Annotated in this window: 19 protein-coding genes; 10 read left to right on the top strand and 9 right to left on the bottom strand. The window is 69.8% G+C overall.

What is annotated here, in order from left to right:
• Positions 1-66 precede the first annotated feature (66 nt).
• From OG587_RS46110 to OG587_RS46095, 4 genes are all read right to left on the bottom strand, one after another.
• Positions 67-570, bottom strand: a complete 504-nt coding sequence (locus OG587_RS46110; protein ID WP_329085389.1) for a GNAT family N-acetyltransferase — start codon at positions 568-570, stop codon at positions 67-69.
• A gap of 117 nt (positions 571-687) precedes the next feature.
• Positions 688-2,094: a M6 family metalloprotease domain-containing protein gene (locus tag OG587_RS46105; RefSeq protein ID WP_329085388.1), complete on the bottom strand. Its 1,407-nt coding sequence runs from the start codon at positions 2,092-2,094 to the stop codon at positions 688-690.
• A 260-nt stretch (positions 2,095-2,354) separates the two neighbouring features.
• Positions 2,355-3,641, bottom strand: coding sequence for an extracellular catalytic domain type 1 short-chain-length polyhydroxyalkanoate depolymerase (locus tag OG587_RS46100; protein ID WP_329085387.1), 1,287 nt, complete (start codon positions 3,639-3,641; stop codon positions 2,355-2,357).
• A 382-nt stretch (positions 3,642-4,023) separates the two neighbouring features.
• Positions 4,024-5,346 (bottom strand): xylan 1,4-beta-xylosidase, encoded by a 1,323-nt coding sequence (locus tag OG587_RS46095; protein WP_329085385.1) that lies wholly within the window; start codon positions 5,344-5,346, stop codon positions 4,024-4,026.
• 394 nt (positions 5,347-5,740) lie between these two features.
• Here OG587_RS46095 and OG587_RS46090 point away from each other — a divergent pair, with 394 nt between their 5' ends.
• Positions 5,741-6,328 (top strand): CHRD domain-containing protein, encoded by a 588-nt coding sequence (locus tag OG587_RS46090; RefSeq protein WP_329085383.1) that lies wholly within the window; start codon positions 5,741-5,743, stop codon positions 6,326-6,328.
• Between the two features lie 97 nt (positions 6,329-6,425).
• Positions 6,426-6,668, top strand: a complete 243-nt coding sequence (locus OG587_RS47445; RefSeq protein ID WP_443075652.1) for a Scr1 family TA system antitoxin-like transcriptional regulator — start codon at positions 6,426-6,428, stop codon at positions 6,666-6,668.
• 17 nt (positions 6,669-6,685) lie between these two features.
• Here OG587_RS47445 and OG587_RS46085 read toward each other — a convergent pair whose 3' ends face one another.
• Positions 6,686-7,306 (bottom strand): DedA family protein, encoded by a 621-nt coding sequence (locus tag OG587_RS46085; protein WP_329085381.1) that lies wholly within the window; start codon positions 7,304-7,306, stop codon positions 6,686-6,688.
• Between the two features lie 241 nt (positions 7,307-7,547).
• Here OG587_RS46085 and OG587_RS46080 point away from each other — a divergent pair, with 241 nt between their 5' ends.
• Positions 7,548-8,156 carry a fasciclin domain-containing protein gene (locus OG587_RS46080; protein ID WP_329085379.1) on the top strand — a complete coding sequence of 203 codons (609 nt, stop codon included), beginning with the start codon at positions 7,548-7,550 and terminating at the stop codon, positions 8,154-8,156.
• A gap of 31 nt (positions 8,157-8,187) precedes the next feature.
• Here the strand turns inward: OG587_RS46080 and OG587_RS46075 are convergent, their stop codons facing one another.
• From OG587_RS46075 to OG587_RS46065, 3 genes are read right to left on the bottom strand one after another with little or no spacing between them, the layout of a single operon-like run.
• Positions 8,188-9,501, bottom strand: a complete 1,314-nt coding sequence (locus tag OG587_RS46075) for a maltokinase N-terminal cap-like domain-containing protein (protein ID WP_329085377.1) — start codon at positions 9,499-9,501, stop codon at positions 8,188-8,190.
• A 4-nt stretch (positions 9,502-9,505) separates the two neighbouring features.
• The gene (treS, locus tag OG587_RS46070; protein WP_329085375.1) at positions 9,506-11,209 is read right to left on the bottom strand and encodes a maltose alpha-D-glucosyltransferase; all 1,704 of its coding nucleotides are present in this window, start codon (positions 11,207-11,209) and stop codon (positions 9,506-9,508) included.
• A 46-nt stretch (positions 11,210-11,255) separates the two neighbouring features.
• Complete coding sequence (locus OG587_RS46065) at positions 11,256-13,376, bottom strand: alpha-1,4-glucan--maltose-1-phosphate maltosyltransferase (RefSeq protein ID WP_329085374.1); 2,121 nt, start codon at positions 13,374-13,376, stop codon at positions 11,256-11,258.
• A gap of 352 nt (positions 13,377-13,728) precedes the next feature.
• Here OG587_RS46065 and glgP point away from each other — a divergent pair, with 352 nt between their 5' ends.
• Positions 13,729-16,311: an alpha-glucan family phosphorylase gene (glgP, locus tag OG587_RS46060; protein ID WP_329085373.1), complete on the top strand. Its 2,583-nt coding sequence runs from the start codon at positions 13,729-13,731 to the stop codon at positions 16,309-16,311.
• 354 nt (positions 16,312-16,665) lie between these two features.
• On the opposite strand, the gene OG587_RS46055 is transcribed toward glgP, so the two are convergent.
• The gene (locus OG587_RS46055) at positions 16,666-18,534 is read right to left on the bottom strand and encodes a flavin monoamine oxidase family protein (RefSeq protein WP_329094221.1); all 1,869 of its coding nucleotides are present in this window, start codon (positions 18,532-18,534) and stop codon (positions 16,666-16,668) included.
• A 301-nt stretch (positions 18,535-18,835) separates the two neighbouring features.
• Between OG587_RS46055 and OG587_RS46050 the strand changes: the two genes are divergently transcribed.
• From OG587_RS46050 to OG587_RS46025, 6 genes are all read left to right on the top strand, one after another.
• Positions 18,836-20,953: an amylo-alpha-1,6-glucosidase gene (locus OG587_RS46050; RefSeq protein ID WP_329085371.1), complete on the top strand. Its 2,118-nt coding sequence runs from the start codon at positions 18,836-18,838 to the stop codon at positions 20,951-20,953.
• A 155-nt stretch (positions 20,954-21,108) separates the two neighbouring features.
• Complete coding sequence (locus tag OG587_RS46045) at positions 21,109-22,200, top strand: glycosyltransferase family 4 protein (RefSeq protein ID WP_329085369.1); 1,092 nt, start codon at positions 21,109-21,111, stop codon at positions 22,198-22,200.
• A gap of 97 nt (positions 22,201-22,297) precedes the next feature.
• Positions 22,298-23,068, top strand: coding sequence for an enoyl-CoA hydratase/isomerase family protein (locus OG587_RS46040; RefSeq protein ID WP_329085368.1), 771 nt, complete (start codon positions 22,298-22,300; stop codon positions 23,066-23,068).
• Between the two features lie 86 nt (positions 23,069-23,154).
• Positions 23,155-23,511 carry a hypothetical protein gene (locus tag OG587_RS46035; protein ID WP_329085366.1) on the top strand — a complete coding sequence of 119 codons (357 nt, stop codon included), beginning with the start codon at positions 23,155-23,157 and terminating at the stop codon, positions 23,509-23,511.
• The gene (locus OG587_RS46030; RefSeq protein WP_329085364.1) at positions 23,508-24,740 is read left to right on the top strand and encodes a DUF6395 domain-containing protein; all 1,233 of its coding nucleotides are present in this window, start codon (positions 23,508-23,510) and stop codon (positions 24,738-24,740) included. The genes OG587_RS46035 and OG587_RS46030 overlap by 4 nt, the downstream gene beginning before the upstream one ends.
• Entirely contained in the window at positions 24,725-25,579 is an 855-nt protein-coding gene (locus tag OG587_RS46025) for a M55 family metallopeptidase (RefSeq protein ID WP_329085362.1), read from the top strand. Before OG587_RS46030 ends, OG587_RS46025 begins: the two co-directional genes overlap by 16 nt.
• The last annotated feature ends 112 nt before the right edge of the window (positions 25,580-25,691 follow it).

The raw sequence follows: 25,691 nt of genomic DNA, 5'->3' as shown, positions 1-25,691 counted from the left end.
GCGAGTCCGCACGTTCGCGCGGCCGCCGGTCCACCGACCGGCGGCCGCCGGTCGTCCGGGGGCGCCTCACCCATCCGCCCGGAGTACGTCCGGCAGGAGGTCCCACTCCTCCCAGGAGATCTCCCTGCCCGGCCAGCGCACCGAGGCGTACGGCCACGCCTCGTCCAGCCAGGCGCGGACCACCGGCTCCAGCTCCTCCTCCAGGCCGGTGCCCTCCTCGTCGGCCCGCACCCAGAACGACACGTCGGCGTCGGCCCCTCGCCTCTCCGGAGGATCGACGTAGACGCACCCGAGCAGGCGGGACCCGTCGGGACTCATGACCGCGTAGTTGAACGACCTGCGCAGCAGGGCCTCCTTCTGGTGCCAGGCCAGGTCGATCAGGTTCTCCTCCAGCGTCATGTCGCCGAGCGGCCAGCCGCCCCACAGCGGGAAGCGCTCCCGCAGCCGGGCCGCGCTGCTCATCACGGCGTCGAAGTCGCGCACCGCATCGTGAATCGTGATGGGCCGGATGTGGAACCTCTCGTGTCTCACACCCGGCGGGATCTCGTGGGTTCTCGGTAGGAACGACATGCGGGCCACTCTGACGCGTCCGTCTTGGCACCCGCTGAACCTCCGCTTGCTCGCGTGCCGGGGTCCGGGTCGCCCGGCGGTCCGGGGGATCGTGACCACCTGGAACGCCCGGTTTCCTCACGGTCCGAAGACGACGTCGATCGTCATCTCCTCGTCGCCCGGCGTGCCGGAGATCTCGATGGTCACGCCCGTCCATCCGCCTTCGGGCAGGTTCAGCGCGGGTGAGGTGTCCCTGCCGATCCTCGCGTTGCCCTGCGAGGGGTAGAGGTCGCCCGCGTCGCCCCTGTTGCCGAGGCTGCCGATCCTGGCGAGCTGGCGGAGGCCGTCGGCCTGCATCAGCTCGATCGCCAGGCGCCGCTCGTCGTCGACATTGGGAACGGCCTCGTCCACGACGTAGGCCGCGATGCCCTGGTCGGGCAGGAACTCGTCCTGACCCCGCCGACGGCGGTATTCGACAACGATGTACTGCGTGTCCTTCATCGTCCGGTCGTTGTGGACGAGGACGAAGTCGCCGCCCTCGGCCGCCGGCCGGAGCGTGATGCCGCGGGTGGTCCCGGTGACCAGGCGCGGGGTGACCCAGTCGTGGAACATGCGCAGCATGCTGGTCGGGAAAACGGGCGTGACGCCGTTGTTGCCCCACGAGCCCGCCGCCATCAGGCAGAAGTTGCCCAGCCCGTGTGACGTGGCGCCGGTCTGCGCCCGGTCGGTGTCGTAGTAGTCGGCCCAGCGCGCCGCCAGGTGCCCCCACTCGTGGGCGCAGACGCCGACGTTGCAGTCCTCGGGCACGGTCAGGAAGGTGCTCACCTGGAGACCCGGCCCCACCGTGATCGGCTGCTCGCCGACGGTCCACTTCAGGCTCCAGATGAACTGCAGCCCGGCGGCGTCGGAGAGGGTCTCGGCGCCCGGACCGGCGTGCACGACGAACAGCGCGGTGACCCGGTTCTCGTCGAGCACGTCGTAGGAGGGGTCGAAGTCGACGCCCGCCTCCAGGGCGGCCAGCACGGCGTCGCGCGCCATGCCCTGGGCGTTGCGCGGGAAGTTCTGCTCGTCCATCCCCGACTTGTCGTTGGCGTAGAAGGCCAGCGTGTGCGGCAGCCGGAACCAGCCGAACACCTCGCCCTGCACGTCGATGCCCCGCGCGTCAAAGCCGTCGCCGAAGCCGCTGACCTTCCGGTAGAAGTCGCGCATGCTGCCCGCCTGGGTGCCGAACAGCAACTGTTCGAAGTGCCCCACGTCGTGAGCCGGGTCGTGCGGCCGGTCGTCGAAGTCGACCAGCAGCACCAGGGTCCTGATGACGCCCCTGAGCTTCCTGGGCGGCCGGTTGATCAGACTCGCGTCGGGGGCCTGCGGGATGACGGTGCCGTCGTCCAGGCCCGCCGCGCGCGGCCCGCGCCGCTCGGAGCGCCACACCGCGTAGTAGTCCTCGAACGTCAGGTGCTCGGGCAGGAGCCGAGCGGCCCTCAACTCGTGGAAGCGGGTTTCCAGTTTGTCCAGCGCGTCCGGCGCCAGTGGAACGAAGTGCATGGTGTCCCCCCATCATCCGTTCTTCCTGCGAAGGTAGGACTGACAGGGATCCGTGTCGTGAGTATCCCCTACTCAACAAACCGGTGACCGGAGCGGTTCGCCCCGACCACCCCGTACCGCCGAACCCGCCCAGAAGGCCGGCCGGCTCGCGGATGAGCCGCGCGGCGCGCCGGCCACCCGGTGGACGGCCGGCCTCGCCAGGAGAGGCGGGAAGACCGGTTCCACCGGGTGCCGGGGTGTTTCCCGGGGTGTGCCGGGGGTCAGCTGCAGGTCGAGCCGTTGAGGGTGAACGAGCCGGGGGCGGTGTTGGTGCCGCTGTAGGAGCCGTTGAAACCGATTCCGGCGGACTGCCCGGGGTTCAGGGTGCCGTTGTAGGCGGCGTTGCGGCCGGTCACGACCTGGCCTGACTGTGACCAGGTGGCGCTCCAGCCCTGGGTGACCTGCTGGTTCCCGGGGAAGGTGAACTTCAGCTCCCAGCCGTTGATCGCCGAGGTGCCGGTGTTGGTGACGGACAGGTTGGCGGTGAAGCCGGTGGTCCAGCTGTTGGCGCTGTAGGTCACCCGGCAGGAGGAGGGGCCGGGCGTCGGGGTGGGCGTGGGGGTCGGAGTGGGTGTGGGAGTAGGGGTGGGGGTGGGGCCGGGGGTGTTCAGGCCGAAGAACTGGATCGCGGACTCGGCCATCCCGCTCTGCGGCAGGTTGTGCCCGACGCCCGGCAGGCTGTAGGACTCGACCTTGACGGTACCCGTGGAGTCGGCGTAGCGGCTGCGGTTCCAGCCCGCCCGGGGTGTGTCGGTGGAGGTCGGGGTCTGGCTCAGGCCGTGGACGTTGGTCCACTGCTTGACCGCCTCGCCCAGGTTCGGATAGCGCAGGGTGGAGTCCTCGGTGCCGTGCCACAGCTGGACGCGGGGCCGGGCGCCGGTGTATCCGGGGTAGGCGGCCCGGACCAGGTTGCCCCACTCCTGGGGGGTCCTGACGATCGTGCCGTTGGCGCACTCGCTGTTCCATCCCGAGGAACTGGCGAAGCAGCCGAAGGGTACGCCCATGAAGGCCGCTCCGGCCTTGAACACGTCCGGGTACAGGCCCAGCAGGACCTCGGTCATCATCGCGCCGGAGGAGGCACCCGTCACGTAGACCCGCGAGGGGTCACCGTTGTGGCGTTGCTGGGCGTAGGTCACCATGGACATGAGCCCGACCGGGTCGCTCCCGCCGCCGCGCCTGAGCGCCTCGGGGGAGGAGACGTCGAAACAGCTCCCGCTGCGGGTGGCCGACGGGTAGATCACGATGAACCCGTACTGGTCGGCGAGCGAGGCGAACTGCGTGCCGGAGTGGAAGGCAGGGCCGGAACCGGTGCAGTAGTGCACCGCCAGCAGGATGGCGGGCCGGGGCGCCACCCGGTCGGGGACGTAGATGTGCATCCGCAGGTTGCTGGGGTTCGTCCCGAAACCGGTGACCTCCACCAGGGAGGCGGAGGACGCGGGTGAGGTCGTCAGCGCCAGGCCGAGCAGGAGGGGAAGGGCCGCGCACACCATTCGCAGGGCCGTTCTCATCCGACCGTTCCCCGATCCCGGTTGGGCCCGGCGGGGAACATCGCTGTCGGACATCGTCGATCTCCTCTCGGCTACGGCCGACCGCCGGGGCTCCCTGACCGTCGCGGCCCCGGCGTTCGACGCCTCATGCTTGTCGCCGAAAGTTAAAGTTGTTTGCCGAAATTTTCAATCACCGGAACGGGGACACGGACACGCGTCCGGTGCGCTCCTTCCTCTCCATGGGGTTTTCTCACAGGTGGGAAACACCTTCGGTGCTGGAAGCGGCGGAGCCACTCCCGCGTCGTTCGGTGAAAGTTTCCATCCTCGGGATTCCCGGTGGCGTACGAGGAGGGAGGCCCGGACGCTCCTGTCCGTCGGACCGAGGGTCAGCCGGGCCGGAAGGTCAGCGGTCGCTCCACCTGATCTCGTAGGGCCCAAGGGTGAACTCCCTGCCGTCCACGGTCGTGGTGACCTCCGCCTTGGCGGTGTTGACCATCACCAGTCGCCGGGGCTGCGCGAGCACCCGGACCCCGGGATCGGAGGAGGTGACCTCTTCCAGCTCGGCTCCGGCCGGGAACCACGTGGTGAAGTCGCTCACCAGCTTGCCGGTGGGGAGCGTGGCGCCGGTCCGCGGGTCCCACATGCACCCCTGGCAGCCCTCCTTGGCCTGCGGATTCCAGTACAGCGCCGTGGCGGCGCCGCTCCTGGCGAACTCGATCATCGAGGCGGCCTGGACGGCTAGCCGCATCGGCTCGGGCCACGTGGTTTTGTCCTCGGGGACGAAGTACCACTCCGACCACCAGACCGGCATGTCACCGGTCCTCTCACGCAGCCAGGTGGTGACCGCGCTGAACTTGCCCAGCGCTCCGAACGCGTCGGGCAACATTTCGTGGGCGTCGGTCAGCGAGGCGCCGTCGACCACGACGAAGTCGGCGCCCTTCTTGTTCTTGAACCAGTACTCGAAGGCGTCCAGGGCGTTCTGGTTGACGACCCCCCACGGCCCCCGCAGCTCGGACTTGCCCGTCCTGTTGCTGTCGAAGCCCAGATAGGGACCGCCGACCATGGCGTCGGGCCTGGCCGCCTTCACCGCGTCGTAGACCTTGTTGTAGAGCGTGGTGTAGCCCTTGAAGTCCGCGGGCTTGGAGTGGTCCTTCCAGAAGCCCTTGAACTCGTTCCAGACCATGAAGTACTTGACGTCGCGGTACTTGGTGGCGACGGCCGCCGACAGCTTGGCGAAGTCGTCGAAGTGTTTGGGGTAGGGGGCGTCCTCCAGGTGCTCGTCCCAGCCGACGTCCGAGGTCGGGCCCTCGGGGCCGCCCTTCATCCAGTCGGGGGCGCAGCAGAGCGTCATGACCTGTGTGCCGCCGGACCGCCTCATGAGGTTCGTCCGGCTGTCGAGGTCCTCCCAGTAGAACTCCTGCGGGCGGGGCTGGGGGTTGAGCGCTCCGAACCCCATGATGTGCTGGTTCTGCAGCATCGGGGTCTTGGCCAGCGTCCCGGCCACGACCTGCTCGAATTCCGGGGTGACGTTGTTGGCGCTGACCCCCGTGTGGGTGAACCCCCAGCGAGGCCACGCGGGGTCGACCGGCGGCGCTTTCTGGATCGCGGTGCCGGGCGCCGCCGGTGAGGCGGCGGCGGACTGCCGTACGACGGGAACCGCCTGGTCCGAGGTGTCGCCGGAGGAACAACCCGCCGCCACCAGCGCCATCGCGACGACCCCCGCCACCGAGGCGATGACCCGACCGGGACGCCGCCGTGTGGTTCCCCCGCTACCTGATGACACCTGACACCCATCCGATCTTCAGCATTCGCTTCGCGCCGAGCGTTCCACAGGCCGCGTAAGAGCGTCATACAGGAACGCGGTTCACAGGTAAGTGTTACGGCCAACCTGCGGAAACGCCCTCCGGGCTTCCGGGGGCCGGCGGGCGTACGCCGGTGCCGGGACCGGCCCCCGCCGCCCCGCCGCACCTGGTCCGCGGATACCGGGACGTCGAGGGGCTGTGTGACCTTGCCCACGCTCATTACTTGTGTGGATTTGTACGCATAACACCGGCGGCTGACTCCCTAGGGTCTGCGGTGTCCGAAAAGAGTGACACGGCGGAATCAAGGTGGAGATCCTCATGAATGCTTTCGAACAGGTCGGTAGCGGGCGTATCTCCTGGCGGCGCGCGATGGGCCGCGCGGTGGTGGGCGCGGCGACGGTGGCGCTGGCCGCCGGCACGCTGGCGGTACCCGCCGAGGCATCGGCCTCACCCGTCGCCGCGATGACCGGTGAGGCGACCGGTCAGGGCACCCAGGGCATCCAAGGTATCCAGGCCAAGAAGTACTACTTCGCCGCCGGGCTCCTGGGCAGGAACGAGGTGCCGGAACCGGGCAAGAAGGTCAACGACCGGGACGGCATCGCGGTCGCGAAGTTCCGCATCCAGGGGAACCGCTTCTACTACTTCGTCCAGTGGAAGAGGACCGCCAAGCCCAGCGCCTTCCACATCCACAAGGGCAAGGCGGGCACGAACGGCCCAGTCGTCATCGACCTGCTGTCCAACGGCAGGATCCGCGGCAACACGAGCTTCGGCTCCGTCGCCGTCAAGGACTCCAGCCTGCTCAAGGGCATCAAGAGCAACCCGAAGAACTGGTACGCCAACCTGCACACCAAGCAGTTCCCCGACGGCGCGGTCCGTGGCCAGCTCGCCAAGGGCGGCCGCTGGTAGCTCGCCGGCGCCCGAGGAATCGGCGAGCAGATGGTGAGGCCTCGACCGGGGCGAGCGCACGCCCGGCCGCAACTTCGCTCAGCGCTGCGACGACGCCCTGGGGGCAGGTGGAGAGATCCACAACCTGTGGACGCACGTCACCCGCGCGGCAAGCCCCCAGTGGTTCCGGGGCCGGCTTGACGTCGAACAGCAGGCGCATGCCCTGCACACCTGGGAGCCGCTCGTCGTTCCAGGTCTTCTTCAGACCGAGGAATACGCGAGAGGGCTCGTAGATTGTGACTTGGCCGGTAGCTGCGGCGGGCGCTTCGAGCCAAGGGGTTTTCCCGGGGGCGACCGCTGAGCGGTGCCGGACGCCGGTCAGCGGGCGCGGCGTCGCCGGAGCAGGTGCCGGGCGAGGAGTCCGGCGGCCAGGACGGCCAGGCCGATGAGCAGGTAGCTGTAGTAGCGGGAGATCTCGTCGTAGAACTCGGCGATGTGGGTGCCCGCGGTGTATCCCAGCACCGTCCACATCCCCACCCACAGGACCGCGCCGAGGGCGTTGAAGGCCAGGAAACGGGGCCAGGGCATGCCGATGGTGCCCGCGACGATGCCGTTGGCCTGGCGCAGTCCCGAGACGAAGCGGGCGACGACGACGACCTTGCCGCCGTGCCGGGCGAAGAACCTCTCGGCTTTCTCGAAGCGCTCCGGGGGCAGCAGGACGTAGTGGCCCCAGCGGCGGACGAAGGCGCGGCCACCGGTGCGGCCTATCACGTAGCCGAGGTTGTCCCCGGCGATGGCGGCCACCACCGCGATCAGCATGATGAGAGCGAGGTTCAGTCGCCCGGCCCCGGCGTAGATCGCGGAGGTGAGGAGGATCGTCTCCCCGGGGACGGGGATGCCGAAGTCCTCCATGAAGACCAGGGCGCCGACGGCCAGGTAGCCGTAGTGGTCCAGCAGCGGTGCCAGGTGGGCCAGCGGGCCGGGTAGCGGTGGGGCCATCTGGTCACTATATGTCAGCACTTAATTACTCTGTGCTCTGACCTGCCTTGCGGCGCCCGGCGCAGACCAAGGGTTGCCTGTATTTATGTCGTACTAGGAGCCATTCTTATATAGTTTTTGGCATTTGATGGCCATATGTCCGATAGGTGGTGAATTAAGGGGAAAGAAGTCTGTGGACAGGCGGCATGAGCTGTTGGGACAGATGCCCGGCCGGCTCACCCATCCGAACCAGGAGGTCGCCATGAAGAAACAGTTTCTCGTCTCAGGGCTGAGCGTGCTGATGTTGAGCGCGCTTCCCGCCGCCGCGGCGGCCGGCTCCGTTCCGACCCTGACGCCCTCGTCGGCCTCGGGTCACTCGGCCGTCCTGACCGGCAAGCCGATCGGCCCCGGCTGCTCGGCCCTGCCGTCCTCCGGCAAGGGCAGCCTCCGCAGCGCGGCCAGGGAGCGGGTCACCACCGTGGTGGCCAACACCCCTGATCTGTCCACCCTGAACACCGCCATCAAGGAAGTCGGCCTGACCAACAAGCTCTACAGGGCCAAGGACGTCACGATCTTCGCTCCCAGCAACGCCGCCTTCAACCAGCTCCCGCCGGCCACGCTCAAGAAGCTGCTGGGGGACAAGGCGCAGCTGACCAAGCTCCTGACCTACCACGTGGTCCAGGGCGCGAAGAGCCCGTCCCAGCTGGTCGGCGCCCCGCTGAAGACCATGCAGGGCGGTCAGATCACCGTCAAGGGCTCGGGCCAGAACTACATCGTCTCCGGCAGGGCCAAGGTGGTCTGCGGTGGCATCCCCACCAAGAACGCCACCGTCTACATCATCGACAAGGTGCTGCTGCCGCACTCGAAGTGACCCGGCGGACCCTTCTTCCAGCAGCCTGGTCTTAGCGGCCCAGCTGGAAGGCCGACATCGGGATGTGCAGCCAGGTCGGCCGGTTGCGGGACTCGTACACCACCTCGTAGGCGGCCTTGTCGAGTTCCAGGGCGCGCAGCAGGACGGCGTCCTCGGCGCGGAGGTGGCCGCCTCCGGCGGAGTAGCCCGCCAGGAAGGACGAGCGGTTCAGCTCGGCCCACTCGATCGCACGGGGGCGCAGGGCGTCGGCGTCGGGGTGGTCGGCCAGCAGGTGGCGGGCGGCGTAGTCGAAGGAACGGAGCATCCCGGCCACGTCCCGCAGCGGGGAGGACAGGGCGCGGCGCTCGGCGATGGGCTGGCCGGGCTCGCCCTCGAAGTCGAGGACGATCCAGTCCTTGGTGGTGCGCATCACCTGGCCGAGGTGGTAGTCGCCGTGGACCCGCTGGACGGGCATCTCCCCGGCCACGTCGGAGACCCGCTGGTAGGCCTCCTCGGCGGCGTGGGCGTGCTCGCCGAGGCCGGGCACCTCCTCCACCGCGACGGCCAGGCGGCGGCGGAACTCCTCGACCATCCGCTTGACCTCCTGCGACTCGATCACGTCGGTCGGGAAGGCGGCGGCCATCTCCTGGTGGACCTGGGCGGTGGTCACGCCCAGGCGGTAGGCCTCGGAGCTGAAGTCGCCGCCCGCGTCGGAGGCCGACGGTTCGAGGGAGCCGTACAGGTCGCGGACGCTGGCCAGGGCGAGGGCCCAGCCGTCGTTGGCGTTCGACAGGAACTCCTGGGTCATCGCCAGCGTGGTGGTCTCGCCGTCGAGGTCGGTCTCGATCCAGCCGTACGGCCGGGCGATGTGCGTGCCGTCGCGGAGGGCCAGGGCGGTGACGATCTCCAGTTCGGGGTTCACCCCGGCGGTCAGGCGGCGGAACAGCTTGCAGATGTAGGTGTCGCCGTACACCAGCGAGGTGTTGGACTGCTCGGCGCCGAGGACCAGGCTGCGTTTGGAGGTGTCGATCTCCACCCCGTCGAGGTGGCGGAAGCGGAGGGCGCCGAGGTCGCGGCCCTCGGCCATGCCTTCGAGCAGGGCGGCTGTGAGATCGGCGTCGTAGGCGGCGTCGTAGTAGCCGCCGCCGATGTGGGCCGGTTTGAAGCGGGCCCACTCCGGCGCCTCGCTGCCGAGCAGCAACTGGTAGCGGTCGCGGGCGCCGGACTGGTGAACCGAGATGATCAGGTGGCGCAGGCGCGGTGACAGCTCCACGTCCGAGTCGACGACGAGGTCGTCGATCGGGCGCCCCTTACCGGCGAACCATCGTTGATGGGTGATCCAACCGGTAAGGAGCTCCGTCAACACGGCTTTACGCCTCCTGGGATGCGGGTGGCAGGGTGAACCAGTAGAACCCATGCCCAGGAAGAGTCAAAAGATACGGAAGCTCGCCAATCGGTGGGAAAGGAACTCCGCCCATCGTCTCCACCGGGACCGTTCCCTCGAAGCGGCGGAGGTCGAGCTCCACCGGCTGCGGGAACCGGGACAGGTTGTTGACGCACAGCATCCGGTCGTCGCCGAGCTCGCGCACGAAGGCGAGGACGCTCGGGTTGGACGAGTTCAGTTCGGTGAACTCACCGAGGCCGAAGACCGGGTGCCGCTTGCGGATGTCGATCATCCGCTTCGTCCAGTGGAGCAGCGAACCCGCGCTGCGCTGCTGCGCCTCGACGTTGAGCGCCTGGTAGCCGTAGATCGGGTCCATGATGACCGGGAGATACAGGCGCCCCGGGTCGCAGTCGGAGAATCCCGCGTTGCGGTCGGGGCTCCACTGCATGGGGGTACGGACACCGTCGCGGTCGCCCAGCCAGATGTTGTCCCCCATCCCGATCTCATCGCCGTAGTACAGCACGGGAGATCCCGGGAGAGAGAGCAGCAACGCCGTGAACAGCTCAATCTGGTTGCGATCGTTCTCCAGCAGCGGGGCGAGCCGCCGCCGGATGCCGACGTTGGCGCGCATCCGGGGGTCCTTGGCGTACTCCGAGTACATGTAGTCGCGCTCGTCGTCCGTCACCATCTCGAGCGTGAGCTCGTCGTGGTTGCGCAGGAAGATGCCCCACTGGCAGTTCTCCGGGATCTTCGGCGTCTGGGCCATGATCTCGGAGATGGGGTAGCGCGACTCCCGCCTGACCGCCATGAAGATGCGCGGCATCAGCGGGAAGTGGAACGCCATGTGGCACTCGTCACCCCCGGTGGCGGAGTCGCCGAAGTACTCGACCACGTCGGCGGGCCACTGGTTGGCCTCGGCGAGCAGCACCCGGTCGGGGTAGAGCCGGTCGATCTCCGCCCTGACCCGCTTCAGGTACTCGTGGGTCCTGGGCAGGTTCTCGCAGTTGGTGCCGTCCTGCTCGAAGAGGTACGGGATGGCGTCCATGCGGAAACCGTCGATGCCCAGGTCCAGCCAGAAGCGCAGCACCTCCAGCATCGCGTCCTGCACGTCCGGGTTCTCGTAGTTGAGGTCCGGCTGGTGCGAGAAGAAGCGGTGCCAGTAGTACTGGCCCCGGACCGGGTCGTGGGACCAGTTGGACGTCTCGGTGTCGACGAAGATGATCCGGGCGTCCTTGTAGAGCTCGTCGTGGTCGTTCCAGACGTAGAAGTCGCCGAACGGCCCCTCGGGGTCGTGGCGGGAGGCCTGGAACCACGGGTGCTGGTCGCTGGTGTGGTTCATCACCAGGTCGGCGATGACCCGCATGCCGCGCTTGTGCGCTTCATCGACCAATTTCACGAAATCTCCGAGATCGCCAAAATCAGGAAGGATCTTCATGAAATCGGCGATGTCGTACCCGCCGTCGCGCAGCGGCGACTCGTACAGCGGAAGCAGCCAGAGGCAGTCGACACCGAGCCACTGGAGATAGTCCAGTTTCTGGATGAGACCGCGGATGTCTCCGGTGCCGTCGCCGTTCGAATCGGCGAAACCCCGGATGAGAACCTCGTAGAAGACGGCACGCTTGAACCAGTAAGGATCGCGCGGCTTTTCCTCGTCGAAGGTGTTCGGAATTGGCTCAGGTAGCTGACTCACCAGTGGACTCCCCGCTGTTCTGCCGGTATGGGCGTACCCGGCCGGCTCACCGCTGGTTCGCCGCCGCGGCACGCAGAGTGAAGACGTGCGCTGGGTGGATGTGGGGATCGAGACGCACGTAGTTGTCCTGCCGCCAGCGATACGACTCGCCCGACAGTTCGTCGTCCACGACGAACTCGGCTTGCCAGTCGAGACCGAGGGCGGGCATGTCCAGCGACACCGTCGCCTCGTGGGTGTTGTGCGGATCCAGGTTCACGACGACGAGGACTACGTCGCCCAGGCCGTGCCGTCGTGTGGCCGTGTCATAGGCGCCGGGCAACCGCTTGGAGAAGCAGATCACATCCGGGTGGTTGACGCTGTGAAACCGTAGATTACGCAGTTCCTGGAGCGCTGGGTGTGCTCTTCGGAACAAATTGAGTTGCGTGATGAACGGGGCCAGGCTACGGCCTTCCCGCTCAGCCGCGACCCAATCACGAGGTTTATACTGATATTTCTCGCTATCAAGGTATTCTTCACTGCCCGGTCTAACCGGTACATTCTCCGCAAGTTCATATCCGGCGTACACGCCCCACGTCGGCATCGCCGTCGCCGCGAGTACTGCTCTGATATGAAATGCCGGGACTCCCCCGTGTTGAAGGTATTCATGGAGAATGTCCGGAGTATTGACGAACACGTTGGGCCGCATGTAGTGCGACGTCTCGTGGGAGAGCTCGCTCAGGTACGCCTCGACGTCCGGGCGCGAGTTCTTCCACGTGTAGTACGTGTACGACTGGTGGAAGCCGACCTTGGCCAGCGTCCGCATCATGGCGGGGCGGGTGAACGCCTCCGCCAGGAACAATACGTCAGGATCGGTGGTGTGGACGTCGGCGAGCAGCCTCTCCCAGAAGGCCACCGGCTTGGTGTGCGGGTTGTCCACCCGGAAGATCCGCACCCCGTGGTCCATCCAGAGCCGCACGACCCGCCTGATCTCCTCGTAGATCCCCTTGGGATCCCGGTCGAAGTTCAGCGGGTAGATGTCCTGATACTTCTTCGGCGGGTTCTCCGCGTACGCGATCGAGCCGTCGGCGCGGATGTTGAACCACTCCGGGTGCTCCTTGACCCACGGGTGGTCGGGCGCGCACTGCAGGGCGAAGTCGATGGCGACCTCCATGCCCAGCTCGCGCGTCTTGGCCACGAAGGCGTCGAAGTCCTCGAAGGTGCCCAGGTCGGGGTGGATGGCGTCGTGGCCGCCCTCCTCCGAGCCGATCGCCCAGGGCGAGCCGGGGTCGTACGGCTCGGGTGTCAGGGTGTTGTTGCGCCCCTTGCGGAAGCTGTGCCCGATCGGGTGGATCGGCGGCAGGTAGACGACGTCGAAGCCCATCTTCGCCACGGCCGGCAGCCGCTTGGCGGCGGTCTGGAAGGTCCCGGACTTGGGGGCGACGCCCTGCTCGGTGATCGCGCCCTCGGAGCGCGGGAAGAACTCGTACCACGACCCGAACAGCGCCCTGCGGCGGTGCACCAGGACCGTGCGCGGGGCCGACCTCGTCACCAGGTCGCGCAGCGGGTGGGCGCGCAGCAGCGCGGCCGTCTCCGGGAGCTGGGCCACGGTGAACCGGGCGCGCGGGTCGATCTCGGGGTCGCGCAGCCTGGCCGCGACCGCCTGGAGCGCGGCCCGGTGCCCGCAGACGTGCTTCTGCGCCTCCTTGGCGCGCCTGGCCGTCCTCGCCGCCGGGGTCTTGCCGCTCACCGGCCTGCCGGTCGCCACCGTGCCGGTCGCGGGCCCGCAGTCGGTGGCCCGCACCGCTCTCGCCGCGCGGTCGAAGAGCCGGGCGCCCTCCTCGCACATCAGGTCGGCGTCCAGGTCCCGAGGGATCTTGATGCCCGCGTCGTGCAGCCAGGTGGCCATGGGATCACCCCATGCCTCCACCCGGAAACGCCACTCACCCTCGGTGGGCAGCGTCACCTCCACGCCCCACCGGTCGGTGCCGGGGGCGAGCTCGCCCATGGGCAGCAGTGGGCCTCGCACGCCGCCGGGGCCGGTGAACACGACCCCTGCCGCGACCGCGTCGTGTCCCTCGCGGAACACGGTCGCGGAGATCTCGAAGGTCTCACCCGCGGCGGCCTTCGCGGGGCGGCGCCCGCAGTCGACCGTGGGGTGGATGTCCTGGATTGGGATTCGTCCGATCATCGCGTCTCAAGGTAGCGGCGGCACGCCCGGTACCGCCGGGGAAGTCAGCAAGGAAAGATCTTCGTTTGTTCAAGCATCTTCGGGCGGCCGGTCTCGGGGCAGGTGGGAGCCCCGCCCTGCTGGGACGGCCGGTCCCCGAGGGCAGTACAGCCGGCTCGTATCTCCGGTGCCCCAATAGTCCATCTTCATGCGTGCCGGTGGATAGAGTGCGGCACCTCTTACTCTTCCGCGAGTTGTCCTAACAGTCGATCACCTCTCTTTGATGTGTTTGGGGTGGATTGATAGCGGTGAGGGGGAGACGCGTGAGTGTTGGGGTCGCCCTCGTGGCGCTGAGTAACTAGGGTCTGGCACCGTGAGAGCAATCCGCAGGTTTACCGTCCGCACCGTCCTGCCGCCGGAGCTGGCCTCCCTCGGCGAGCTCGTCCTCAATTTGCGCTGGTCGTGGCACCCGGAGACATTGGATCTGTTCGGCGAGGTCGATCCGGCCATCTGGGGGCGCGTCGGATACGATCCGGTGGCCCTGCTGGGTGCCGTGGAGGCCGACAGGCTCCGTGAGCTCGCCGCCGACCGCCGCTTCCTGAGGCGGCTGGCCGACGCCGCCGACGATCTTCGTGAGTACATGACCGCCCCCCGGTGGTACCAGACCATCTCCGAGGCTCCCAAGGCCATCGCCTACTTCTCTCCCGAGTACGGCATCGCCGCCGCCCTGCCGCAGTACTCGGGAGGGCTCGGGATCCTGGCCGGGGACCACCTCAAGGCCGCCAGCGATCTCGGCGTGCCCATCCTCGCCGTCGGCCTGCTGTACCGCCACGGCTACTTCACCCAGTCCCTCTCGCCCGAGGGCTGGCAGCTGGAGCACTATCCCTCCCTCGACCCCGGCGGCCTGCCGCTCACCCTCCTGCGGGAGGAGGACGGCACCCCCGTACGCATCAAGATCAGCCTTCCCGAGCAGCGCACGCTGCACGCCCAGGTCTGGGTGCTCCAGGTCGGCAGGGTGCCGCTGCTGCTGCTCGACTCCGACGTGGCCGAGAACGACGCCGCCGCCCGCGACGTCACCGACCGCCTGTACGGCGGTGGCGGCGACCACCGGCTGCTCCAGGAGCTGCTGCTCGGCGTCGGCGGCGTCCGCGCCATCCGCGCGTACTGCCGGGTCACCGGGCACGCCGAGCCCGAGGTGTTCCACACCAACGAGGGGCACGCGGGCTTCCTCGGCCTGGAGCGCATCCGCGAGCTCACCGAGGCCAGGCTCTCCTTCGACGAGGCGCTGGAGGCGGTGCGGGCCGGGACCGTCTTCACCACGCACACCCCCGTGCCCGCCGGGATCGACCGCTTCCCCGCCGAGATGATCGGCCGCCAGTTCGGCGGCGACAACGCGTGGCCCACGGTCCCCGTCGACCGCATCCTCGCGCTGGGCGCCGAGGAGGAGCCGGGCAAGTTCAACATGGCCGCGATGGGCATGCGGCTGGCCCAGCGGGTCAACGGCGTCTCCGAGCTGCACGGCGCCGTGAGCCGGGAGATGTTCCAGAGTCTGTGGCCGGGATTCGACGTCGAGGAGATCCCGATCGGGTTCATCACCAACGGCGTGCACGCCCCCACCTGGGTCGGCCGGGAGATCATGGAGCTGGCCGGCAGGGAGCTGCCCACCCTGGTCGACCGCGCCCAGGGCTGGGAGAGCATCGCCAAGATCTCCGACGGCGACGTCTGGGGCATCCGGGGGCGGCTGCGCGAGAAGCTGGTCGTCGCGGCCCGCGTGCGGCTCCGCCAGTCGTGGATCAACCGGGGTGCCTCGCAGGCCGAGCTCGGCTGGATCGACGACGCCCTCGACCCCGAGGTGCTGACCATCGGCTTCGCCCGCCGGGTGCCCTCGTACAAGAGGCTCACCCTGATGCTGTCCGACCCCGACCGGCTCCGCACGCTGCTGCTCGACCCCGCCAGGCCGGTGCAGATCGTGATCGCGGGCAAGGCCCACCCGGCCGACGAGGGCGGCAAGAAGCTCATCCAGCAGATCGTGAAGTTCGCCGACTCCGAGGACGTGCGGCACCGCATCGTCTTCCTGCCCGACTACGACATGGCCCTGGGCCAGCTGCTCGTCCAGGGCTGCGACGTGTGGATGAACAACCCGCTGCGCCCGCTGGAGGCGTGCGGCACGTCCGGGATGAAGGCCGCGCTCAACGGCGGGCTCAACCTCTCCATCCGCGACGGCTGGTGGGACGAGTGGTACGACGGCACCAACGGCTGGGCCATCCCCACCGCCGACGGCGTCGCCGACCCCGACCGCCGCGACGAGCTTGAGGCCGCCGCCCTGTACGACCTGATCGAGCACGAGGTGGCCGACCGGTTCTACGACCGGGCCGACGGGCTGCCCCGGCGCTGGCTGGAGATGGTCAGGCACACCCTGGCCTCGCTCGGCCCCAAGGTGCTCGCCGGGCGGATGCTCCGCGACTACGTGGTCGGCCTCTACGCCCCGGCGGCCAAGTCCGCCCGCGCCCTCTCCGGAGAGGGCTACGAGCAGGCCAGGAGCTTCGCGGCCTGGAAGCTTCGGGTCGGCAGGGCCTGGCCGGGCGTGCGGGTCGAGCACGTGGAGGCCTCGGGCCTGGGCGACGGCACCCCGGAGCTCGGCACGTCCCTGGAGCTGAAGGCCACCATCGCCCTCGGCGAGCTGGAGCCCGGGGACATCCGGGTCCAGGCGGCCTACGGCCGGGTCGGCGACCACGACGACCTGGCCGCCCCCTCCTACACCGACCTGACCGTCGAGACCGAGGGCGACGACGGCAGGGCCGTCTTCGCCGGGACCATCCCCCTCGACCGCACCGGGCCCTTCGGCTACACGGTCCGGGTCGTTCCCGACCACCCGCTGGTGGTCTCGACCTCGGAGCTCGGCCTGGTCGCGGTGCCCGAGGAGCCCGTCGGCATGACCAACGGCACCCTCCGCTGACCGCGTGACCGTCCGGCGCGCGCCGGACGGTGTGACCTCCGTGATCCTTCCGGCCTTCCCGGAGGGGGCACGGAGGTCTTCGCGTCTCTCCGGCCGGTCCGCCCCGGCCCGCTGAACGGTCACGGGTGAACGTCCGGGGAGGCGGTCCGACACGGGGGCCGGAAGTGTCCGCGTTCCGGCACGCCGCGTGGTGAGGTGGGTAGGGTTGAGCACTCGATACCTGGCGCCCAAGAAAGGTTTCCGGCGCCGTGACCCCGGAGCGCGCCTGATCGTACGGCGGCCCGGTGGCGCGTGGCCCGCGGAGGTCGGTGCCGCGGGCCACGCGGAGAGACCCGCGGGGACCGTCGCGAGGGGTCAGGCGTTGGCCTCCAGGGCCGTGCGGACCGCCGACTCCAGGGCGCCCTCGATCCAGGAGTGCTTCAGCGAGGTGTGCTCACCCGCGAAGTGCAGCCGTCCCACCGGGGCGGTGATGGCGGGGTGGATCTCGGTCATCTGGCCCGGCGTGAAGACGGCGGCCTCGCCGAAGGCGTAGCGGTTGCGCAGCCAGCTCTGGGTCCGGCCGTGACCGGTGTAGAACTCGGAGACGCGCTCCCCGTGCACCTCCTGCAGCCCCCGCAGCGCGTGGCCGTAGCGCTCGGCGTCGTCCATGGAGTCCCAGCGGGAGGCGTCGTCGGCCCACGCGTAGCTGGCCAGCACGACGCCGCCCTCGCTGCCGCGCACCGGGTGGGAGGGGAAGTAGACGAACCGGTTGGCGTTGTCGGTGACCGATCCGCCGCCCGTCACGTGGCTCGCGGGCCCCGGGCGGTAGCGGGAGCCGAGCTCCCGCCTCCAGTCGCGCTCGTCGAACTCCCACCAGCGCCTGCGGAACTCCAGCAGCACCTTGGTCGCGGAGTCGTAGTGCAACTCGATCACCGCGCGCCGCTTGGGGTACGGCAGGGCCGGGGCGATCTCCACGTGGCGCAGCGCGGAGAAGGGGATCGTGATGATCGCGAGGTCTCCCTCGAACGTCTCGCCCCTGCCCTGCGGCCTGGAGACGGACTCGGTGCTGCCCGTCTCGGTGACCGTCTCGACGCGCACGCCCCGCGCGGTGTGCTGGATCCGCACGGCCCGCCGGTCCATCCGGATGTCGCCGCGCAGTCCCCGCGCCAGCTTGTACGGCAGCTCCCGGCTGCCTCCCTCCATCTCCCAGTAGGTCGCCGACGGATTGACCAGGCTCCGGGTCAGGAAGGTGTGCATGAACGACAGCGGCAGCCGGGAGGTCAGGTTCTCCAGGGTGCCGATGGCGTCGATCGCCGCGTCGCTCAGCCTGGCGTGCTCGCGCAGGAAGCGGTTCATGGAGTGGTCGTCGAAGTCGTACAGGACGCGGGCCCAGCCCTCGATCAGCTCGGGCAGCGGCTTGTCGACCCGCCCCGAGCCGCGGACGACGGAGAAGTAGTCCCTGACCGGGTCGAGCGCGTCGTCCAGGATCCTTCCCGCGGTCCTGGTGTCCCGCAGCCCGAACGAGGCGTTGATCTCGCGCGGGTTCGCGGCGTACTCGTCGCGGCGCTGGGTGATGCCGTTGACCCTGATCAGGGTGTGGTTCGCCCGTTCCGGCGCGGTGAACTCCCCCCGGGACGGGCCGGAGCGCCAGACCGGCCCGCGGCGCGGGGTGTAGACGACCGGCGGTGTCGGGCCGGTCGCCGCGTCACCCGGCCGTACGTCGACGTTGTAGAACAGGCGCCGGGAGATGCCCAGCTTGTCGATGAGCGCCAGCGTGAGCGGGTGGAAGTCGGGGATGCGCATCGCCCCCGCCTCGGCGTACTGCAGCCGGTCGGCGAAACCGGTCTGGAAGGTCTTGATCCGGCCGCCGATCCGGTTGCCGTTGGCCTCGATGACGGTGACCCGGTGCCCGGCCCGCTTCAGCAGCGTCGCGGCCACCAGCCCGGAGATCCCGGCGCCGACGACGAGGATCCTCTTGGCGGCGCGGGTCCTGGGCAGACCCTTGTCGATCAGCACCTTGAGGTATTCGAGCTTGAGGTCCGAGCCGTCCTCGCCGACGAGGAGCAGGTCTCGCGCCACCCGGGTGCAGGTGTCCCACCGCCTTCCGTCGCGCGGCTCCCGCCCGGTGCGCGCGGGGGCCGGATCGGTGAGCGAGACCGCCGCGGCGACCGCCGGTTCCACGGCCGAGCCCATCGCTCCCACGGCGCCCAGCCCGGCCAGCCTGGCGAATCCCCGCCGGTTCATACCTGGCACAAGACCCTCCCTTTCGTCGTCACGATAAGTAATTGGATGACTACTATCGGTTCAAGGCCAGGTCTGCCGGGATCTTTCCGGTTGTGACTCCAACCGGTCACGTGGAGCCCGCCTTTCGCGGCTTTTGTCGCGAGGGGCGGCGGCTCCACCGGCGGGGGTGGGCGCCGAGTCAACTCGGACAAAACCCTTTTTGTACGACAAAATGCGACAACATACGTCTTTTGTGTAGTTCTTTCTTGTTTGTGGTGGGAATGGCTAGATAGCCGACACCTCGCACACCCTGGAGAGAACAGTGGACGCATGGACGTTCGAGGGCCAGCCGGGCGCGCTGGGCGACACCGCGGTCACGCTGGTCGAGGGCGGCTCCTTCTGCGTGTGCGCCCGCAACGGCGATATGCTTCCCGGCGGGGCGCAGGGGGTCTACCACGCCGACACCCGGATCCTGTCGCGCTGGGAGCTGAGGGTGGACGAAATGCCGGTGGAGGCCCTCAGGGTGCTCCCCGCCGAGCCGTACCACGCGATGTTCCTCGGCAGCGCGGCCCCCCGCCCCGGGCGGGCCGAGAGCAGTCTGCTCGTGATCAGGGACCGCTACGTCGGGGGCGGCCTGCGCGAGGACCTGACCCTGCGCAACCTGTCCGGCGAGCCCGCCGGATGCGTGGTCGACATCCACGTCGCCTCCGACGTGGCCGACCTGTTCGAGGTGAAGGCCGGCCGGATCCGGCACGTGACCGACGTGGAGGTGACGGCCGACAGGACGGGACTGCTGATCGTCTCCGCCTGCCGCTCGCGCGGCACCAGGGTGGTGGCCGAGCCGCCGCCGTTCGCCGTGCCGGGCGTGCTCATCTTCCGCATCGTCGTGCCGGCCAGGGGCGAGTGGACCGTCAGCCTTCAGGCCAACCCGATCCTGGAGGGCGAGGAGTCGCCCGCGTGGTTCTCCACCCACCACCCGCTCGAGCACGCGGAGCCCGCCAGGCGCCGCGCCGACTGGGAGCGCCTCAGCCCGATCATCGTCACCTCCGACCGCGTCCTGGCCCAGGTGCTGGAGCGTTCGAAGGAGGACCTCGGCGCGCTGCGGCTCTTCGAGCCCGGCAGGCCGGACGAGCCGCCGACGATCGCCGCGGGCGCTCCGTGGTTCATGACCCTGTTCGGCCGCGACTCGCTGCTGACCTCGTGGATGGCCCTTTCGATGGACCAGTGCCTGGCACTGGGCACCCTGAGGCGCCTGGCGGGGCTGCAGGGCACCGTCGACGACCCGCTGACCGAGGAGGAGCCGGGCAAGATCCTGCACGAGTTCCGTTTCGGCAAGCAGGCCGACGCCTCGCCGCACGCGGGCCGCGCCTACTACGGCTCGGTGGACTCGACCCCGCTGTTCGTGATGGTCATGGGCGAGCTGCGCCGGTGGGGCATGTACGGGGACGCCGTCGAGGAGCTCATGCCGCACGTCGACGCCGCCCTCGACTGGATCTGCGGATCCGCCGACCCGTTCCTGTCCTACCGGCGCAAGACCGACCACGGGCTGGTCAACCAGGGGTGGAAGGACTCCTTCGACGGCGTCAACTTCGCCGACGGCACCCTCGCCGGCCCCCCCATAGCCCTGGCCGAGGTCCAGGGCTACGTCTACGCCGCCTACATCGCCCGCGCCCACTTCGCCCACGAGGCGGGCGACAGCGCCCTGGAGGAGCAGTGGGCGGCCCGCGCGGAACGCATCAGGGACGCCTTCAACGAGCGCTTCTGGCTGCCGGACCGGGGCTACTACGCCATCGGCCTCGACGGCACCGGGCGCGCCATCGACAGCCTCGCCTCCAACATGGGCCACTGCCTGTGGACCGGCATCGTCGACGAGGACCGGGCCCCCCACGTCGCCGAGAGGCTGCTCTCGCCGGAGATGTTCAGCGGGTACGGGGTGCGGACCCTCGCCACCACCATGGGCGCCTACAACCCGATGAGCTACCACAACGGCTCGGTCTGGCCGCACGACAACGCCCTGATCGCGGCCGGGCTGATGCGCTACGGCTTCACGGACGAGGCTCGGCGGATCGCCTTCAGCCTGCTGGACGCGGCCGAGGTCTTCGGCTGGCGGCTGCCCGAGCTGTTCTGCGGGTTCGACCGGGCCGAGTTCACCTGGCCGGTGCCCTACCCCACCTCCTGCTCCCCGCAGGCGTGGGCCGCGGCGAGTCCCATCCAGCTGGTCAGGACCCTGCTGCGCTTCGATCCGTGGATCCCGTACGGGCGGGTGTGGCTGGACCCCGTCGGCCTGGAGGGCCTGCGGATCGAGGGGCTGCCGCTCGCGGGCGCCAAGATCACGATCGAGGCCGGCCCGGACGGCGCCACCGTCAGCGGGCTGCCGGAGGGGATCACCCTGGTCAACGAGCCGCGCAGCCCGCTGACCGCCGCCCTGCGGGTCCACTGATCGTCTCTCGCGTCCTTCCGGGGCCGCGTCCTTCCAGCTTCCCTGTCTTCCCAGCTTCCGTGTCTTCCCAGGCTTCGCGTCCTTTCGGGTTTCGTGTCTCTTCAGGTGAGGTGGCCATGGTTTTTTCGAGAAATGTCCCAGAATGGTCTGACGGCATGCGCATTCTGATGGTCGCGCCGCCCTGGTACGACGTGCCGCCACAGGGCTACGGGGGCATCGAGTCGATGGTGGCCGGTCTCGTCGCCGGGCTGACCCGGCGCGGGCACGACATCACGCTGGTCGGGGCCGGCCGGGCGGGGACCTCCGCGCGCTTCCTGAGCACCTACGGGCGGGCGCCCTCGGAGCGGATCGGCGAGCCGCTGCCGGAGGTCCTGCACGCGGCCAAGGCGTACACGATGACCTCGGAGCTCGTCGTGGACGTGATCCACGACCACACCCTCGCCGGGCCGCTGACCGCGCCCGCGCGGGCCGTCCCGACGGTGATCACCTGCCACGGGGAGGTGGGGGGCGAGTTCGGCGAGTACTACCGGGTGCTCGGCGCCGCCGTGTCGATGGTCGCCATCTCCGAGGCCCAGCGGCGCATCGCCCCCGACCTGAACTGGGCGGGGGTGGTCCACAACGCGGTCGACGTCACGGCCTTCCCCTTCAGGGAGCGCAAGGAGGACTGGGCGCTGTGGCTGGGCCGGTTCAACGAGGACAAGGGCGCCCACCTGGCCATCGACGCCGCCCGCGCGGCGGGGCGGCGCATCCTGCTCGCCGGCAAGCTCACCGAGAAGATCGAACGCGACTATTTCGACGAGTACGTCAGGCCCCGGCTCGGCCCCGACGCCGAGTACGTCGGCGAGGCCGACACCGCGCGCAAACACGAGCTGCTGGCGGCGGCCAGGTGCCTGATCTTCCCGATCGTCTGGGAGGAGCCGTTCGGCATGGTCATGATCGAGGCCATGGCCTGCGGCACGCCCGTGGTCGCCCTCTGCAGGGGCGCCGTGCCCGAGGTGGTCGTGGACGGGGTCACCGGATTCATCCGGAGCGACCCCTCGGAGCTCCCGGCCGCCGTCGAGGCGGCGGACGCGCTCGACCCGCGCGCCTGCCGTTCCCGCGTGGAGCGCTTCTTCGGCGTGGAGGTGATGGCCCGCGCGTACGAGGCGATCTACCGCAGGACGATCGCCGGGCTGCCGAGGCGGGCGGGGGAGGACCCGGGCAGGAGCGCCGGGGAGAGCAGGGACCTGGCCATGCCCGTCAACTGAGACGCGCTCTATGGTGGATCGCGGTACGGAGATCGACAGGGACCAACGGGGATCGCGGCGCGGCCCGCGGGGCCCGGCGGTAGGCGGAAGGACGTCCATGGGTGAGTTCGTGCGGGTGGAGGCGGCCGACGGGGTCGCGACGATCAGGCTCGACCGGCCGAAGATGAACGCGCTCAACCGGCAGGTCCAGCTGGAGATCGCCGAGTGCGCCCGGCAGGTGGACGCCGACGACGACGTGTACGCCGTGGTCGTCTACGGGGGAGACGTCTTCGCGGCCGGTGCCGACATCAAGGAGATGGCCGGCATGTCGTACGCCGACATGGCGGTCCACTCGCAGGTCCTGCAGGACTGCTTCACCGCCGTCGCGAGGATCGGCAAGCCCGTCGTCGCGGCCGTGACCGGCTACGCGCTCGGCGGCGGCTGCGAGCTGGCCCTGTGCGCGGACGTCAGGATCGCCGGGGAGTCGGCCAAACTGGGCCAGCCCGAGATCCTGCTCGGCATCATCCCCGGCGCGGGCGGCACCCAGCGGCTGCCCCGGCTGGTCGGCCCGTCCAGGGCCAAGGACCTCATCTTCACCGGGCGCCACGTGCCCGCCGCCGAGGCGCTGGGCATCGGCCTGGTGGACCGGGTCGTCCCCGACGAGGAGGTGTACACCGAGGCCCTCGCGTACGCCGCCCGGTTCGCGGGAGGCCCCGCCCTGGCGCTGCGCGCCGCCAAGAGGGCCGTGGACCGCGGCCTGGAGACCGATCTCGACACCGGCCTGGAGATCGAGCGCCTGCAGTTCTCCGGCCTGTTCGCCACCGACGACGCGGGGATCGGCATGCGAGCCTTCTCCGAGAGGTCGAAGGCGGAGTTCACCGGCCGCTGACATGTCCGCCGGGTCGGCTGAGCTTGCAGGGATCGGTCCTGATTGATCGAGAATTGCCGGTATCGTGCCGGATTATGGTGCGGTTGGTGAAGCGTGCGCTGGTGCCCGCCCCGCTGCGGCGGGCGGTTCTCGGCTGGTTCGACTCCCGGTACATCTCCAGGGCCGACCACCGGCAGGACGTCAAGGACGCGCTCTGGGAGGTCCAGACGCTGGCCAGGGAGGTCACCTCGCTGCGCGCGGAGGTCGTCGAGCTGCGCGCGCGGGTGGCCGGGGTCAAACTCGACCCGGCGCGGGCCGGGCGCTGGGACGACGCCCACCGGCTGGCCCAGGAGACCGCGGTCGCGCTGGACGGGGTGCTCCAGAACGAGGTGCTGCTCTGGCAGGCCGTGGACCGCGCCACCGGAGGCACGACGGAGGCGGCGGGCAGGGGGAGCGGCGCGTGAGAGTGGCCTGGACGGCCGACGGCGGCACCTGGCACCTGGTGTTCCGGCTGGACCCCGAGGACGACGTCACCGGCTTCTGCGCGGACGGCCAGCCGCTGAAGCTGGCCACGAACACCTTCAGGGCCGAGCTGCCGCGGGCACCGCGTGACATCCACCCCGACCTGCTCGCCCTCGCCGCGTGGACCGTGATCGCGCCGTGGACCCGGCGCCGCGTCACCTTCGACCGGCCGATCTCGCCGGAGCTCGCCGGGGCGATCGGCGACGGCTGGGGGGTCCAGGCCGGTCCCACCGGTCCTACCGCAACACAGGCGCGGTCCGGCGGCAGGCTGGCGATCTCCTACAGTGGCGGGGCCGACTCGGTCGCCGTGGCCGCGATGCTGCCCGACGCGCCGTTCGTGCACTTCCAGCGGGTCTCCCACCCGCGCGTGCCCAACCGGTGGACCCACTACCGCTCCGACGTCCTGGCCTCGCTGGCCGGGAAGACCGGCCGCGAGCTGACCGTCGTCCGCTCCGACCTGGAGTTCACCCTCGCCGAGCCCCGGCCCGGCTACCCCGAGCACCACGCGGTCGCCGTGGGCGCGCTGCTGATGGCCGACGAGCTCGACCTGGGAGGCCTGGCCTTCGGCTACGAGCTGGGGTCGCGCTGGCTGGGGGGCGCCCGCTACATACACCGCTACACGCCCGACAACCTGATGTGGGCCCCGCACGGCGCCTGGGGGCGGGCGTTCGCCGCCGCCGGGCTGCACATCGTGCTTCCGGTGGGCGGGGTGAGCGAGGCCGTCACGATGCGGCTCGCCCTCGGCTCCGAGCTGCGCGGGCAGCTCCGCTGGTGCCTGCGCGGGGTGGGCGGCCCCTGCGGGACCTGCGGCAAGTGCCTGTACAAGGAGCTCATCCAGGCCGCCGTCGAGCGCCGCCCGCTTCGCACCACGATCACCGAGGGCCGCCCGGTCGCCCGCAAGTGGCAGCGGCCGCCCCCGTACGGGGGCCAGGAGATGATCGAGTACGGCTGCGCCCGGGTGCCCGGCATCGAGGACACGGTCTTCGCCGCGGCGGCGCGGCACCTTTGCGCGACCGAGTCCTCCACCGCCTGGCTGGACCGCTGCTACCCGCCCGCGGTCGCGGAGATTCCCGAACCGTGGCGCAAGCAGGTTCACGACTTCGTGGACGGGGAGATCGGTTTCATGAGCGAGGACGAGGCGCGTCGCGTCGAGACATGGGGGATGGCGTGAAGGTCTACGTCTCGGTCGACATGGAAGGTGTCACCGGACTGACCGACCCCGAGGAGATGCACGCCGGGGGCCGGGGCTACGAGCGCGGCTGCGAGCTGATGACCGGCGACGCCAACGCGGTCGTCGAGGGGGTGTTCGACGCCGGAGCCACCGCCGTGCGCGTCAATGACGCCCACGGCTCGACCAAGAACCTCAGGATCGACCTGCTCGACGAGCGGGCGACCCTGCTGCGGGGGCCGGGCAAGCCGCTGCGGATGGGACAGGGGCTCGACGCGAGCTACCGGGCGGCCTGCTTCGCCGGTTACCACGCGCGGGCCGGTGTCCAGCACGGCGTGCTCAACCACACCTGGATGGGCAAGGAGATCCACAACATCTACCTCAACGGCGAGGTCTGCGGGGAGACCCGTCTCGTCGCCTCCTTCGCCGGGACGCTCGGCGTGCCGGTGGTCCTGGTGACCGGGGACGAGGCCGTCTGCGAGGAGGCCAGGGAGCTGCTCGGCGACGTGGAGACCGTCGCGGTAAAGAAGGGCATCGACAGGTTCGCCGCCGAGCTCCTGCCGCCCGCCGTCGCCCACGCCCGGATCCGCGAGGCCGCGGCCCGCGCGCTCGACCGGGTGGCCGACTTCCGCCTCTGCGCCCCCGAGCCGCCGTTCACCCTCGGCGTCGAGTGGAACTCCACCGCCATCGCCGCAGGATGCGCGATCATCCCCGGCGTGACGGCCGCGGGTCCCCGGCACACGGAGTTCACCACCGACGACTTCTCGCAGATCATGGCCCTCCTGGGGATCTTCGCCACGATCGGCGGCCATATCGCCTGCTCCAGCGGCGCGTACGGCTGACCCTTCCGATGCCCGCTCGATGTCTTTTTCGCTCCCCTTTCGCCCCCTGGCTCCCTCGACCCGGATAGCCTGCGACGCGCGATTCCCCCCGACCCGGTGACTCCCCTCGACC

The sequence above is a fragment of the Streptosporangium sp. NBC_01469 genome (assembly GCF_036227305.1).
Classification (GTDB): Bacteria; Actinomycetota; Actinomycetes; order Streptosporangiales; family Streptosporangiaceae; genus Streptosporangium.
The sequence above is the reverse complement of the archived record's forward strand: the minus strand, read 5'-3'. Positions and strand labels throughout refer to the sequence as shown.

Bases quoted from the DNA above. Each gene is read 5' to 3' on its own strand.
- OG587_RS46110 (WP_329085389.1), bottom strand. From the start codon at position 570: ATGTCGTTCCTACCGAGAACCCACGAGATCCCGCCGGGTGTGAGACAC.
- OG587_RS46105 (WP_329085388.1), bottom strand. From the start codon at position 2,094: ATGCACTTCGTTCCACTGGCGCCGGACGCGCTGGACAAACTGGAAACC.
- OG587_RS46100 (WP_329085387.1), bottom strand. From the start codon at position 3,641: ATGAGAACGGCCCTGCGAATGGTGTGCGCGGCCCTTCCCCTCCTGCTC.
- OG587_RS46090 (WP_329085383.1), top strand. From the start codon at position 5,741: ATGAATGCTTTCGAACAGGTCGGTAGCGGGCGTATCTCCTGGCGGCGC.
- OG587_RS46085 (WP_329085381.1), bottom strand. From the start codon at position 7,306: ATGGCCCCACCGCTACCCGGCCCGCTGGCCCACCTGGCACCGCTGCTG.
- OG587_RS46080 (WP_329085379.1), top strand. From the start codon at position 7,548: ATGAAGAAACAGTTTCTCGTCTCAGGGCTGAGCGTGCTGATGTTGAGC.
- OG587_RS46065 (WP_329085374.1), bottom strand. From the start codon at position 13,376: ATGATCGGACGAATCCCAATCCAGGACATCCACCCCACGGTCGACTGC.
- OG587_RS46055 (WP_329094221.1), bottom strand. From the start codon at position 18,534: ATGAACCGGCGGGGATTCGCCAGGCTGGCCGGGCTGGGCGCCGTGGGA.
- OG587_RS46045 (WP_329085369.1), top strand. From the start codon at position 21,109: ATGCGCATTCTGATGGTCGCGCCGCCCTGGTACGACGTGCCGCCACAG.
- OG587_RS46040 (WP_329085368.1), top strand. From the start codon at position 22,298: ATGGGTGAGTTCGTGCGGGTGGAGGCGGCCGACGGGGTCGCGACGATC.
- OG587_RS46025 (WP_329085362.1), top strand. From the start codon at position 24,725: ATGGGGGATGGCGTGAAGGTCTACGTCTCGGTCGACATGGAAGGTGTC.